Source organism: Sphingomonas sp. 179-I 2A4 NHS (genome assembly GCF_045369135.1).
Lineage (GTDB): Bacteria > Pseudomonadota > Alphaproteobacteria > Sphingomonadales > Sphingomonadaceae > Sphingomonas.
On the sequence record NZ_JBIQFL010000011.1, the window covers coordinates 72,811 to 84,699 of the forward strand.

Annotated in this window: 11 protein-coding genes and 2 tRNA genes; 5 read left to right on the forward strand and 8 right to left on the reverse strand. The window is 62.7% G+C overall.

Going from position 1 to position 11,889, the window contains the following annotated elements:
* The first annotated feature begins 50 nt into the window (after nucleotides 1-50).
* From ACH0CP_RS15855 to ACH0CP_RS15870, 4 genes are all read left to right on the forward strand, one after another.
* Nucleotides 51-317 carry a hypothetical protein gene (locus ACH0CP_RS15855; RefSeq protein WP_294443825.1) on the forward strand — a complete coding sequence of 89 codons (267 nt, stop codon included), beginning with the start codon at nucleotides 51-53 and terminating at the stop codon, nucleotides 315-317.
* A gap of 170 nt (nucleotides 318-487) precedes the next feature.
* Nucleotides 488-561 (forward strand) — tRNA-Ile (locus ACH0CP_RS15860).
* A 68-nt stretch (nucleotides 562-629) separates the two neighbouring features.
* Nucleotides 630-706: transfer RNA gene (locus tag ACH0CP_RS15865), tRNA-Pro, on the forward strand.
* 109 nt (nucleotides 707-815) lie between these two features.
* Nucleotides 816-2,867: a hypothetical protein gene (locus ACH0CP_RS15870; RefSeq protein WP_406888952.1), complete on the forward strand. Its 2,052-nt coding sequence runs from the start codon at nucleotides 816-818 to the stop codon at nucleotides 2,865-2,867.
* A gap of 49 nt (nucleotides 2,868-2,916) precedes the next feature.
* Here ACH0CP_RS15870 and ACH0CP_RS15875 read toward each other — a convergent pair whose 3' ends face one another.
* Nucleotides 2,917-3,120 (reverse strand): hypothetical protein, encoded by a 204-nt coding sequence (locus tag ACH0CP_RS15875; protein WP_406888950.1) that lies wholly within the window; start codon nucleotides 3,118-3,120, stop codon nucleotides 2,917-2,919.
* 247 nt (nucleotides 3,121-3,367) lie between these two features.
* Between ACH0CP_RS15875 and ACH0CP_RS15880 the strand changes: the two genes are divergently transcribed.
* Nucleotides 3,368-3,922: a DNA-binding protein gene (locus tag ACH0CP_RS15880; RefSeq protein ID WP_406888949.1), complete on the forward strand. Its 555-nt coding sequence runs from the start codon at nucleotides 3,368-3,370 to the stop codon at nucleotides 3,920-3,922.
* Nucleotides 3,923-4,005: 83 nt separating this feature from the next.
* On the opposite strand, the gene ACH0CP_RS15885 is transcribed toward ACH0CP_RS15880, so the two are convergent.
* From ACH0CP_RS15885 to ACH0CP_RS15915, 7 genes are all read right to left on the reverse strand, one after another.
* Entirely contained in the window at nucleotides 4,006-4,851 is an 846-nt protein-coding gene (locus tag ACH0CP_RS15885; RefSeq protein WP_406888947.1) for a MobA/MobL family protein, read from the reverse strand.
* The gene (locus ACH0CP_RS15890; RefSeq protein WP_406888946.1) at nucleotides 4,844-5,383 is read right to left on the reverse strand and encodes a hypothetical protein; all 540 of its coding nucleotides are present in this window, start codon (nucleotides 5,381-5,383) and stop codon (nucleotides 4,844-4,846) included. Before ACH0CP_RS15890 ends, ACH0CP_RS15885 begins: the two co-directional genes overlap by 8 nt.
* A gap of 84 nt (nucleotides 5,384-5,467) precedes the next feature.
* Nucleotides 5,468-6,406 (reverse strand): AAA family ATPase, encoded by a 939-nt coding sequence (locus ACH0CP_RS15895; RefSeq protein ID WP_406888944.1) that lies wholly within the window; start codon nucleotides 6,404-6,406, stop codon nucleotides 5,468-5,470.
* Nucleotides 6,403-7,017 carry a hypothetical protein gene (locus ACH0CP_RS15900; protein WP_406888942.1) on the reverse strand — a complete coding sequence of 205 codons (615 nt, stop codon included), beginning with the start codon at nucleotides 7,015-7,017 and terminating at the stop codon, nucleotides 6,403-6,405. The genes ACH0CP_RS15895 and ACH0CP_RS15900 overlap by 4 nt, the downstream gene beginning before the upstream one ends.
* A gap of 76 nt (nucleotides 7,018-7,093) precedes the next feature.
* The gene (locus tag ACH0CP_RS15905; protein ID WP_406888940.1) at nucleotides 7,094-7,909 is read right to left on the reverse strand and encodes a hypothetical protein; all 816 of its coding nucleotides are present in this window, start codon (nucleotides 7,907-7,909) and stop codon (nucleotides 7,094-7,096) included.
* 952 nt (nucleotides 7,910-8,861) lie between these two features.
* Nucleotides 8,862-10,895, reverse strand: coding sequence for a 3'-5' exonuclease (locus ACH0CP_RS15910; protein ID WP_406888938.1), 2,034 nt, complete (start codon nucleotides 10,893-10,895; stop codon nucleotides 8,862-8,864).
* 1 nt (nucleotide 10,896) lies between these two features.
* On the reverse strand, nucleotides 10,897-11,736 hold the full coding sequence (locus ACH0CP_RS15915) for a hypothetical protein (protein ID WP_406888936.1): 840 nt from the start codon (nucleotides 11,734-11,736) through the stop codon (nucleotides 10,897-10,899).
* Nucleotides 11,737-11,889: the final 153 nt, after the last annotated feature.

Here is an 11,889-nt window from a genome sequence, read left to right on the forward strand (position 1 = left end):
CAACGGCACAGGGTCGGCTGCGAAACGAATATATGCTTGGGAGCATTCGAATGAAGAAGATCGTTCTGATCGCTGCCGCCGCCGGCCTGATGTCCGTGGCTGCTTGCTCGAAGTCGCCGGAGGCCGCCGCGGTCGAGAACAACGCCGACATGATGGCCGACAACATGGAAATGATGGCGGACAACCTCGAAGATCTAGCTGACAACTCGTCGAACGCGGTTGCTGCTGCTGGTCTCGAGAACGCAGCTGACAACCTCGAAGACGCTGCGGACAACGTCCGTGACGCCGGCGAGGAAAAGGCCGACAACCTGCAGTAAGTGCGCCGCGGGCCATGTAGGCCCGCCGCTTACTGACAAGGAATGGGGCGCTTCCGCGTTGCGGGGGCGCCCTTTTCGTTTGCCGGTCCCGCACGCTCCTTTTGCAGCCCCAAGTACCACGACAGGCATTGCCGCCGCGCAATGCAGCTTATAGGCATGATCAACGCGGGGGGCCTGTAGCTCAATTGGTTAGAGCTGGCCGCTCATAACGGCTAGGTTGCGGGTTCAAGTCCTGCCGGGCCCACCGCGTGAATTTCTTCACCATCGGATCGCTTGCGCCGGCGGATCAATACGCCTAGGCGCACCGGGCGTCGGGGAGTGGCGCAGTCTGGTAGCGCGCCTGCTTTGGGAGCAGGATGTCGCAGGTTCGAATCCTGTCTCCCCGACCATTTTATCGCGAAAAGCGAGGGAAATCCGCCCGTTAGCATGGGCCCGCCGCGTGCTTGGATCACATGACCCCTGCACACGCCGCCGGCACATGCGGAAAGGCGAAGACCCATGTCCCGCATCCCCTATGCCGTCCGCATCGACGGCCGGTACGCCTTCCGGCGCCGCATCCATTTCCGAAATTTTATCTCCAAACCTATAACCCTAGCGTTGCGGACCTCCGATCCCAGGCAGGCCCGCAGACTCGCCGCGATCCTTGCGGCCCGCTTTGTCAGGGTGAAGGTAGATATCGACATGATGCTGGAGGATGGAAGGGCCCTCACCGGAACCGAGATAGAGGCGATCTTCCGGCAGAAGCTGGAGGAAGAACTCTCCTTCTACGTCCACAGCGCCTATGAAAATGCGCCCTGGTCGTCGTCGGTGCCCGAGGTCGCCGCGCAAGAAGCGCAGGCTTACCGCATCTTACGGCTCCCCGATCGTAACCTCGGAATGACCGAAGCGGACCGCGCCAGGCTGATCGAACAGGGTCTCGGACACGAGATCCCGATGATCGAGGACTATATTCGTCAGGCCGTGGAAGCACTGAACGATGAAGATGTCAGCCGGCGTTTGGCGTCCATAGGCGCCCCCGCGCACAGCCAGAATATTGCAGCTGCTCGCGCACATCTGATGCGCGCGAGTGCTGCGGCCTGCTCGCGAATCGCCCGGGTGTTTGACGAGGATACTCTCGAAGCCCCGAATCCTGTTCGCGCGCTGATCTCCGACTTGGGCGATATGTCCCCCGAGGCCAAGGAGCTTTTGGGCCGCGCATCGCACACGCCGCTTCCCGGCGTCACTGCAGCGCAGCAGCCCGAAAGCTACTTTTTTGAGTATGAGCCCCGCCGCTTTTCCGAGATCATCGATGAGGTCATCGCAGAGCTCACGACAGACGGCACCTGGAAGCGCAAACCCGATCAGCAGCGCCGCGTCATGGAGACGTTCGCCTGGATCACCGGCGACCGGCCGCTCGGCTCCTACAACCACAAGGATCCGCAGATGTTCAAGAGGGGGATCCAGATGATCCCGGCGAGGGGATTCCGCTTTGGATCCCTACGAGAAGGCAACATGTCCCGACCGTTCGCGGAGGTGGTGGCAGAGCTGCCGCCACTCACGCCCGATCAGCGTCGCGACAACGTGACGGTCAACAGGGACTTGTCGTTTATGACCACGGTCGCCAAGCATCTTGCGAAGAGCGCGTGGCGCCCGAAAACGCATGGTGCGACGGTCCTAGACTTTGCCGCCGAGCGGCTGAAGGTCAGGAAGGAGAACAATCGTGATGGTGACGGCTCAGACGATCTGCGGCCAGCATGGAGTAAAGAACACCTAGAGTGCCTGTTTCGCTCACCTCTTTATACCGGCGGAGGAGGAGCCCTACATCGCTTGATCGTTTCAAATGAACGGCGATGTATCTGGCACGACGCTGCGTATTTCGCTCCGCTTCTTTGGTTCTATCATCACGCCTGTCGAGAGGAGATCTGCGGCTTACGCGTTGATGAGGTAACGGGCGACCACCCAACTCCTCACTTTCACATCAAGAACAATGATGTGCGCGGACGTGACGGGGAACTGGCCGGTGAGAAGCGCAGCGCGCGACGCCGCAAGCTCCCCATACACCCCGAGCTGATAAGGCTGGGCTTCCTCGACTATGTCGACGCGATTCGCCGCGAAGGCCACGCTGCCCTCTTTCCCGAGCTTTACCTCTTAAGCGAGAAGCGCGGCGGCGCTCATTTCTACGAGCGCGCGTGGAAGCACATGGCGACCTACATCTCCGATCGTATGCCGGTCCCGAAAAACGAGCGAGGTAAGGGCCCCGACATCCATTCGATCCGTTCGCTCGGCAGCGGCTTCTACGAAGTAGACGGGGCTAGCGAAATCATGCTTGCCGATGTCATGGGCCATGCCCGAAAAACGGTGAACGGCAAGCATTACTCTAAGCGCCTCTCGACCGAAGGCCCGGAAGTGGTTCTCGCAGAGCGGCTGCGCTTCATAGTCAAGTACGTGCCGGTCATCACTGGGCATCTCGAACCGGCGCCAATCCAGCTGCTTCCGTTGCACCAACGATCGCGGGTTGGTTCGGCCCGTGACCGCAAGGTCCGCAGCGATGCGCGGAAGGCGACGTGCTGATTGTCAGAACGATGCGGACGGTGATCCGCGTCGTTCATGTCTCTTATTTTCACCCCGCTTGGCGAGAAGGGGACACGAACATATAACAGCGGGTGACACGATCAATCGCATCCACGGCGCAGAAGACGCCTCCGGTCGCATCGGCATCGTTGCCGGACGGCGACAAGCTCGTCGCCATCGGCACACTCCTTGCCGCCGTTGCGGACCAGCGCCCATCCGCGATGCTCAGCCGTGTCGTGCTCTTGTCGGCCATGCTGGCCGTCCTGTTTGCGCTCGCCTCGGCAGCCCGAGGTCTCCGGCGGCCTTCGCTTCTTACGGCGGATGTGAGCGTTGCACTGACGCGATGCTTGTCTGCGCCCCCCTCGAAATGGGCAGCGCCTTAACCTTTGCCCTTGGTCCGATTGCCCCAGCTGGGGCCGCTCCAATTTCCGTCGTGTACAACCAGCACAAGGTGCACGAGCTGCACAAGCTGCACGGCGGGCAAATCTTAGAGACTGATCATGGTGAAGAAGGACAAGTGGATTACCTACCCTGATGTCGCGCGGGCTGCCGAAAGGCTGATCCTCGGCGGTGTGCCGGAAGAGAAGATCAACGGCAGCATGATCTGGGACGAACTCGGGTACGGCAGCCGCCACAGCTCTTATAAGTTTCTCGCCGAGTGGCGCGCCCAGCGCAAGGCGGCGCCCAAGCTCGCCCCTTTCGCTATGTCCGACGAGATGCGGGAACGTTTTGTGACCACCGTGGCGGGTCTGATGGGAGACGCTCTGCAGGCCGAGCGCCAGGCGTTGGCGGCACGGGCCGAAATGAAGGACGTCAAGATCGCGATCCTGGACGGTGAGATCGCATCGCTGATGGACAGCCTCAGCGTCACCGAACAGGAGCGCGATCAGGCGACCGGCCAGATTGAGGAGATGACGACTACCAACAAGGAGTTGGTGACTGCGTTGGCGGGCAAGGAAGCGGCGCTGGAAGCGCTGGCGAAGGAATATGATCGCCTGTTCGAGCGTGTCCATCCTTTGCATCAGAAAGACGCTCCTCCGCCTACGGAAGCGTAATAATCACCCGGGGCGGCTCGAAGAGCCGCCCCGTTTCGTTCTGTTGAGCCGTCCGGGATTTGCACACGGACATAGTCTTAGGCCTAATGTGGATCCACTCGCTGGCTTGGCAGCGCGAGGCCATTCAAGCCGATGCTTTCTAGATCACGCAGGTTTGCACAGCGCCGTCGCCAAGCGAACTCCGCGCGCTTCTGCTGCGCCCAACTGGCGATCCAGTTTGGATGCCGGCGACCGCGGCGATAGTCGTGGCGCCAGTGTCGCCCAGTTACGATCAGATGGCTGTGCGGCGCCACGATCCAGTAGCCACCATGACCTTCGACCGCGTGGATCGCCCAAGCCACGGCTGCCCCCCTCGCGACGAACTGCGAATGAACAAAGCCCTCCACCATCCAGCGCCAGTTCTCGGGACGGATGTGCCGCGGGATCTCCATCATGACATGCCAGCCTGCTAGGTCAGTCGGGTCGCCGGACGCGGCCGTAGCGTGATCCGCCTCCTCCCAGATGCGATAGGGATTGACTGCGGCCCAAAGCGGCGCGCTGGCCGGAAGTGCCAGGCCAGAGCCTTTCAGCTCGAAGCGACGTTCATCGAAGCTCGCGGGCATCGGCCCGAACCGATCGACCGGCGAACTGTCACGCCAGATGTAGGCAACGTTCGCCGTCATGGTCCGATATGCGGGCATGCGCTCCACATACCGCCATTGTTCCGATACCGGGCGGATCTTGAAATCCGGCCAATCGGCGCGCGAGATCGAACGAGGCCGGACGATGAACTCGCGCCGGGCCGCCTTCAGCTGTTCCTGGTTGATGAGCATTGTTGTCTCCTGGAAAGGCCACGCCGCCCTGGAAAAGCGGCGTGGGAAACGTCGTTCGACGACGGAAGAGAATGAAAGCGGCCGGCCTTGGCCGTCTTTCTTGAAGAGATCAGCCAAACCGGACGACGGTCTCGATGGGAGCTTCCGGCGCGATCCAGTCGCCGCCGGTGGGGACGAAGCGGTTCCCGGTCAGCGGCTTGTCGCTCATCTCGGCCGCAGCGGCCTTGATCCGCTTCATCGCCAGCTTCCGGCCCTTGCCGATCCCCTTGGGCTTGCCTTCCACTCGGACCAGCGAACCACGCTTGTCGATCATGAAAAACTCGTCGGCCTTGGTGCTGACGAGGATGATCGGCGCATCGTCGTTGGCGGCGAAGGGCACCAGCCGATCGACGATGTCGACCGTCAGCATCTCGCGATAGGCGACGCAGAAGGTCGTCGGATCCTTGACCCGGGTATCGGCCCAGCCGCTGTAGACGAGATCCTTGCCCATCATCTGTGCGATGCGCGCGATTTCCATCCCGGTTTCGAAGTCCACCTCGCGGCCGACCGAGAAGGCGATGCAGTCGTTCGCCGGCTTGAACAGCGGCCACCCCATCTCCTGGCGGAGAGCGAGCATGAGGTTCTGGTGGTGCAATACGGTCAATTCCATCTGATCATTCCTTCTGGTGACGGCCTGCCGGCCGGAGCTTTTTCCCGTTCCCCAGGATGCTCATTCCGATTCCCATTGACGGGGTCAGTTGACCGCCCGGTGCGCGTGCCGCGCGGACACGGCGACGACCGTCTCGATCGCGCGGCGCAGCCGGCGAACGGAGCGGGTGTTGTGGAACAGGCGAAGCAGCAGCGTCTCTGCGGCAGCTTCCAGCCGGGGCAGATCCGACGGGGGCAACCCCGCATTTCGAGCGACGTCGCGCCAGAGCGAGGCGAGCACCACCTCGGCATGTTCAGGGCCGGGACCCTGAACCTCCACCACGTCCACCCGCGACAGCAACGGCGCGGACAGCTTCGTCAGGCTGTTCGCGGTGAGGACCCAGTTGATGTGGCTGAGGTCGACTTCCGCAGCGAGGCACCCGTCGAAGAAGCGATTGGCAGTCGATCGCTCGAGCATGCCGAGCAGCGTGTCGGCCGGATCGCCCATGGCGTTGGCGGGCACCTTGTCGACTTCGTCGATGATGACGAGCGGGTTTGCGACCTGCAGCCGCTGCAGGACGCAGGCCGGAAAATTGGGCTGCTGATGGCGGAAGCCGCGCGGGTTGCCCGCAAGCTCGTTGCTGCTGTTTACCCCTGCGAAGCTGAGGATCGCGTCGCCGCATCCGGACAGCGCTCCGATCCGGCGGGCGAAATGGGTCTTGCCGGAACCTGGCGGCCCCACCAGCAGCATCGGCCGGAACGACAGCCATGGCTTGCCAGCCCAATGGCTCATCGCCGCCTGCTCGCCGAGCCGGTCGATGGCCGCAGCCAACCACGGCGCCTCAGCGCGTAGGGCTGCCGTGATGCGCGGTTCTCCGCCTGCCCGGCTGGGAAGAAGCGCCGTCGAACCCGCGAGCGGCAGCATCTTGGTCAGCGGTTCGTAAAACGTGGAGATCGATGCGAGCGCGTCGCCGAACTCGTTGCCGTCCGGTGGGATGGACCGGCACGGGCGGATGAAGGGCTTTCCCTCGACGATCTGGATCACAGGCGCACCTCCGCATCCGGAGTGGCAAGCCAGGCCTCGGTCTTCTCGATGAGCGGTTCGGCGTCCTCGCGGCCGGCGAGCCACAGCCGCCAGGTCGCGACCCCACGCGCGGCAAGGTGTTTGCGGATTGCCCAGTGGCAGCCGGTCCGGTGCGCTTCGGCGAGCTCGGCCTTCGACATCGGCACGAACGGCAGACCGTGCCGATGCGCGATCGCGTCAAACGAGGTTGCTGCAGCACCGCCATGTGCCTCCGCAACGTCGATCACCTCCCCTGTGAAGGCGAGATCCAGTTCGCGCAGCAGCCGTGCGCCCGCCATGGCATCGCGCGCGGTCTCGGCCGCTGCGATCAGCGACGGTACGACGATGTCCTCGGCTCGCCACAGCAGCAGGCGGCCGGGCGGAACATGGAGGGCGGCCGCCACCCAGGAGATCGTCTCGGCCGGATCGTCGGTGACAGTGGTCGAATGTGTCTGAAGGTCGAAGCCCAGCGTGCCGAAGCTGTAGAAGATGCTGAGCTTCGCCGCGCCGACCAGCAGCGTGCGCGCTGGACGTTGCCCGAGCGCCGGCTGGTGGATCCAGGCGGTGGCGAGAGTGACGGTGTCAATGGACATGGCTTTCCTCAAAATGAAAGCGGCCCGACCATCACGGGGATGACCGGGCCGAAAAGGCTGATGATGGCGAAGGTGATCAGGAGGCGAAGGCGCGTTCGTCCTCCTGTCGCTTGAGCTTTGCTGTCATGCGCTCGAGCGCGGCGGCGATATCCGCCTTCATGGCGCGCGGTCGGCACCAGCGGATCAGCGCGCAGTCTACGAAGGCGTGCAGGTGATGCAGCGCGGGCGTCGTTTCGATGTGCCTGGCGAGCGCCGCCATAGGGCGCGTGACCAGCGCCTCGTCGCCCGCCCGCGCGGCTGTCCAAGCGAGGAACAGGCTGAGCGTGGCGACCGCGTCCTCCATCACATAGTCGCGGATGCGGTCAGTCTCGCCGGCTTCCCACAGTGCGGCGACATCGCCGCCGGAGGTGGAGGTCTTCACCGGGATCCCGATTTCGTTGCATAGGGACGCCAGCCCCACCTTCCGGCCGTGGCTGGAATAGAGATCCGCCAGATCGGCATGTTCAGCCCCGAAGCGGTTGGCGGCGGCATGGTCGGCAAGCGCCTTCAACGACCACAAGCGCGTGCGTTGCGCAGCGAGCCGCAGGACGAGCGCATCGAACTGGCGCGAGTTGTATCCGGTCACGACGCCGGCGTTGCCCATGCGGCGATCGGCTTCAAGGACCAGGTCGGCTTCGCTCACGCCGTCGGTGACCACCGTGCCGGCTATGTCGAACGACCAGCCCCCAGCGACCTGCCACGCTGTCGCAAAGCCGATCGCGACCGGCCGGTGCGTTGGCCAGGGCGGGAACGAGCCGTCCGGCGTCGGCGGCGCAATGGTTTCAATATCGTAGCTCAGGATCGAGCCGGGAGCGCGCACGCTGCCCGGCCCTTCGCGCATGGGATCGCGCATGGTTGCCTCATCATGATTGAAGGTGGGGGATGCCCCCGGGGGCAATCAGGGATTTTCTAGGATCAGCACGCAATGCGTTTTTCCCCTAATCCTCCCTGATCATCACGTGAACGGCAGCCAGGTTCGCGACCGGATTTCCAGGCGATTGCGTGCCACAGTGCCCCAAGCCCAAATTGGACATGCAATATGAGCGCCGACCGCAGGGATGGCGCAACCCAAGGTCCGCTGAGCGGACCGCCCTGAGCCGTGCAGCGGCGACGGAAGCCGTGCTTTGCCGGCGGACGCCATACCGAAGCGGAGCGGAGGGCGCAGCTAAGGTTACGAAGCGCGTAACCTTAGCGGTATTGCGCCTGAGAGCTGACGAGTGTGCTTTGCCACACGACAGCGGTATTGCGCCTGAAAAAAAGGGCGCTTCGTATCCGAGGGGGCTGCCGACGCCCGCGCTTTGAGACAGAATTTCTTATCCGGAAATTAGAGACCGAGACGAAATCATCAACTAGAGGTCAACAGGACGCATGAAACCTGATTTCCGGACAAGCCATTTAAGCCCTTGCCCGGTAATTAGGTGGCACGGCTCGAACATGAAACGCCTTTTCCGGACATGACTGAAAAATATGGGGTTTAGGTAGCTTATCGGCTTGTCCGTAAATTCGTCGGCCGCATCATAGCCGATCGTTATGCGAAGATGGAAGGAGTCAGATCAAGCTTTTGTCCGGATATTCGTCAGGGCTTGGGATGGCCGTCGAAAACAACCATCATCTCTGAAACTCGAGGTGCCGTTATCACCTGGCAGCCGCAATCTGAGCTAGTGGAAGATGCATCTGTAGGAGGATGTATTGCAATTTCAGGACAAAGCGCTGCCAGATCATGATCGTTAGAACTCAATTATCGGACAAGGTCGCCGCTTCGCTGCGGATGATGAAAGTGGATTTTCGGACAAGGATGAAGACGCCTACAGAAGGTCGTCGAGGAACTCCGATCCCGGCCTTGTTCCGGAAAGCATCAGCCGATCCCGCGCTCGCGTGGCGGCTACATAGAGCAGATGCCGTTCCGCATCCTGAATTGCCTCGAGATCGGCCATATCACCGATCCCTGCCAAGCGCTCCGGATCTGGAAGGACGTCTTCGTCCAGCGCCATCACGGCGACGGCGCGAAACTCCAAGCCCTTCGCGTCGTGCATTGTCATAACGGATATGCCGTCGCCTATCGGTTTGATGGCAGCGCGTCCGCGATCTAATTGCGCTTGTCCGCGTACCAGCACCGCGATCTCGGCTTTGGGCATACCTTCAGCCAATCGGTCATTAAGCCAATGACCGACGCCGGCCGCTTCCGTGCCGGCATCGTCAAACAACTCCACGACGGGATCAGGTCCGTCGAACACGGAGACTGTGCCACGCCGGCTCTCTTCGATCCCGTCCTGATCAGCGATTTCGCCGGCCAGCAAACGATCAGCGGCGCGGCGGATCTGATGCGAAGTGCGGTAACAGACCTTCAACACCTGCGCTCGCCCGCGCACGTCCAACCCGAGCTTCGCCCAAGAGAATGGCAGGTGGAAGATGCGCTGGCCCAGATCGCCGGCGAAAAACAGCGAGTCCGGCGTACCCGCGCGCCCAACGCCAGCGAGAAAGCGCGCTTGCGCTACCGACAGGTCCTGCGCCTCATCGACCACGACATGAGTGAAGGCCAGCCGCCCACCGTCCTCGATCCAACGGGTCAGGCGACCATAGAGGTCGGCAATGGTGATGACCCCACGCGCTGCTAGTCGGTCGCGCACGAAAGCGAATACGGCCCAAGCGCTTTCCCGCTGCTTAGGGCCAAGCCGGGTACGGCGACCGATGCGCGGAACGGCAGCGTAGGCCTCGGCATCGTGCAGCCCCCAGGCATCGACCAGCTCTTCCCATTCCTCATAGAGGAAGGCCGGCCCGTGGCTGGCGCCCAGCCCCCTATCCGTCGCTGCCTTGATCGCCGCTCGCACCTGAGAGGCTGTCGCCATGTTTGGCTGGCCGAAGGTGCGGGCGTAGAGCTCATATGCCGCCTGATCGATGGCGCGCACGGTCAGCCGCGCGCGCGCATCCGGCGCTGCCTCGGTCATTAGGTTGGCTTTGCTGGCGAGGCTGGCGGCGAGTGGCTTCGAAAAGGTGGTGAGCAGCACCTGCGTGCCTGCCCGGCCGGCGAGATGAACTGCGCGATGGAGGGCAACGATGGTCTTGCCCGTGCCGGCCGATCCAGAGACGCGAGCCGGCCCCTTCCAGTCGCGCGTGACCGGTGCCCGCTGCGCAGGGTGCAGGAACACTGCCCACTGGGCGAAGGGCGCGTCCAGCGCTGCCTTGAGTTCCTCGACACCATCGACCGCGCGGAAGCGGCGCTGCGCGTCCGGATGTGCGAACGGATCGGCGCCGGGGCCGGTCTGAAGCGCGACGTGATCCTGCAACCGCCCGCCGGTCGCGAAGTCCAGCAGCGCTTCGGCAGCTTCATCCGGAAGTGAACCGAACAAGCCGTCGACACTGGCCTCGTCGGCCAACCGAACCGCTTCCAGCCAGTCGCGCGGGACGCCGACGTTCAGCAGGTCATCGTCGGAAAGCTGCGCGAACGGCCGATGTACCGCGACAGGTGCAGGAGCGGCATGCTCGGCTGACTCGGTGTAAACGAGACGCTCTTCGGTTCGCTCGACAATCTCGACCATCTGCATCGCGCCGGTGCGCTCATGCGGCACCAGCCGACGCCGCTCGGCCCATCGATAAGCATCGTCATGATGCCCGACCCACGCCAGTAGCGTATGCTTTCCATCCTTGTGCAGGACGATGCGGATGTCCTGGCTGACGCGCGCCGTCCAGAAACCGGGCGCCGCCTCGACGCGGTGGAGCGACAGACCATTGCCGCTCTCGTCCTGCGCCAGGTCGAAGGCGGTGATCTTCACCTGCTTCTGCTCGGCAACCGTCAGGCGATCGAGCGCCTTGGTGAAGGTCGAGGCGTAGAGGAGGGTCATCCTAACCGCCGAACGTTCCCTCTACCGACAGCGTAAAGTTTATCTTCTTCTTGAAGTCGGCACCCACATCGAGTCCCAGAAGTTTGAAGTCGGCATTGATCTTTCCCGATATCTGGAGGTCTCGCTCAAGGTTTACGCGCAGTGCGAACTCCTGCCGGCCGTGCTCCAGCCGACTCTCGACCAAAGCCTGCCACGACGGCTCTCGGTTCAACCACGCCAGGCGGGGAGGTAGCACCGGATCGCGTCCCAACGATGTCCCGCTTCTCTCGTAACGCTTGGCGCGGGCGTTCCGCAATTCGATCTCAGCCTTAACCTTCGCAGATTTCTTGAGGCCACCGGCGCCGCTGGCTTCGGTCGTCTCATCGCTCTTGAAGATGATGTTGTACGATCTTGCTCCGAGGGCGTTCAGGATCCGCTCCAGCTCGCTTAGCTTATGGTCGATCATGTCATCATTGTACGTTTCCACCGAATAGTAGGTGCGATCGTCCAGCGGATTGGCCGCGTAGGCCTTGCCGACCTCGGCGCACCCGCCAAGGAACATGAAACGGCTGGATTCGCGAAGCGGGATAGCCTGGATAATGCTACGGTTGTGGATACCGTCGGCTTGGGCAGCCGACCGGCTGCGGACCCACTCGGCGGAGACCTTCGCGGCGATCGTCGCGCCGGCTCGAACGAGCAAGCCACCCGGGACGACCAACGGGATGGCCTCCAAGATGACCTCGCCATATTTCGCCGCCGGAGACTTCGCCTTCTTTCTGTCGAAGTCCTCGTCGCTCAGAACCGCGATGTAACGTCGATCAACGAACGGCAAGTCTCCAACCGACTGCACGTTATCACTCATGTCCTCCCCCCTGTTACCCGCGACCTAACGGTCACACCCCCACCACCTTCATCACCTCGTCGCCGAGGTGATTGATTGTCAGTCGTCAGAACATTCGGCACAGATCGCGGCGTAGATTAGCGGAGTGCGGGCCTCGTCCGGAGGTTGATGTTA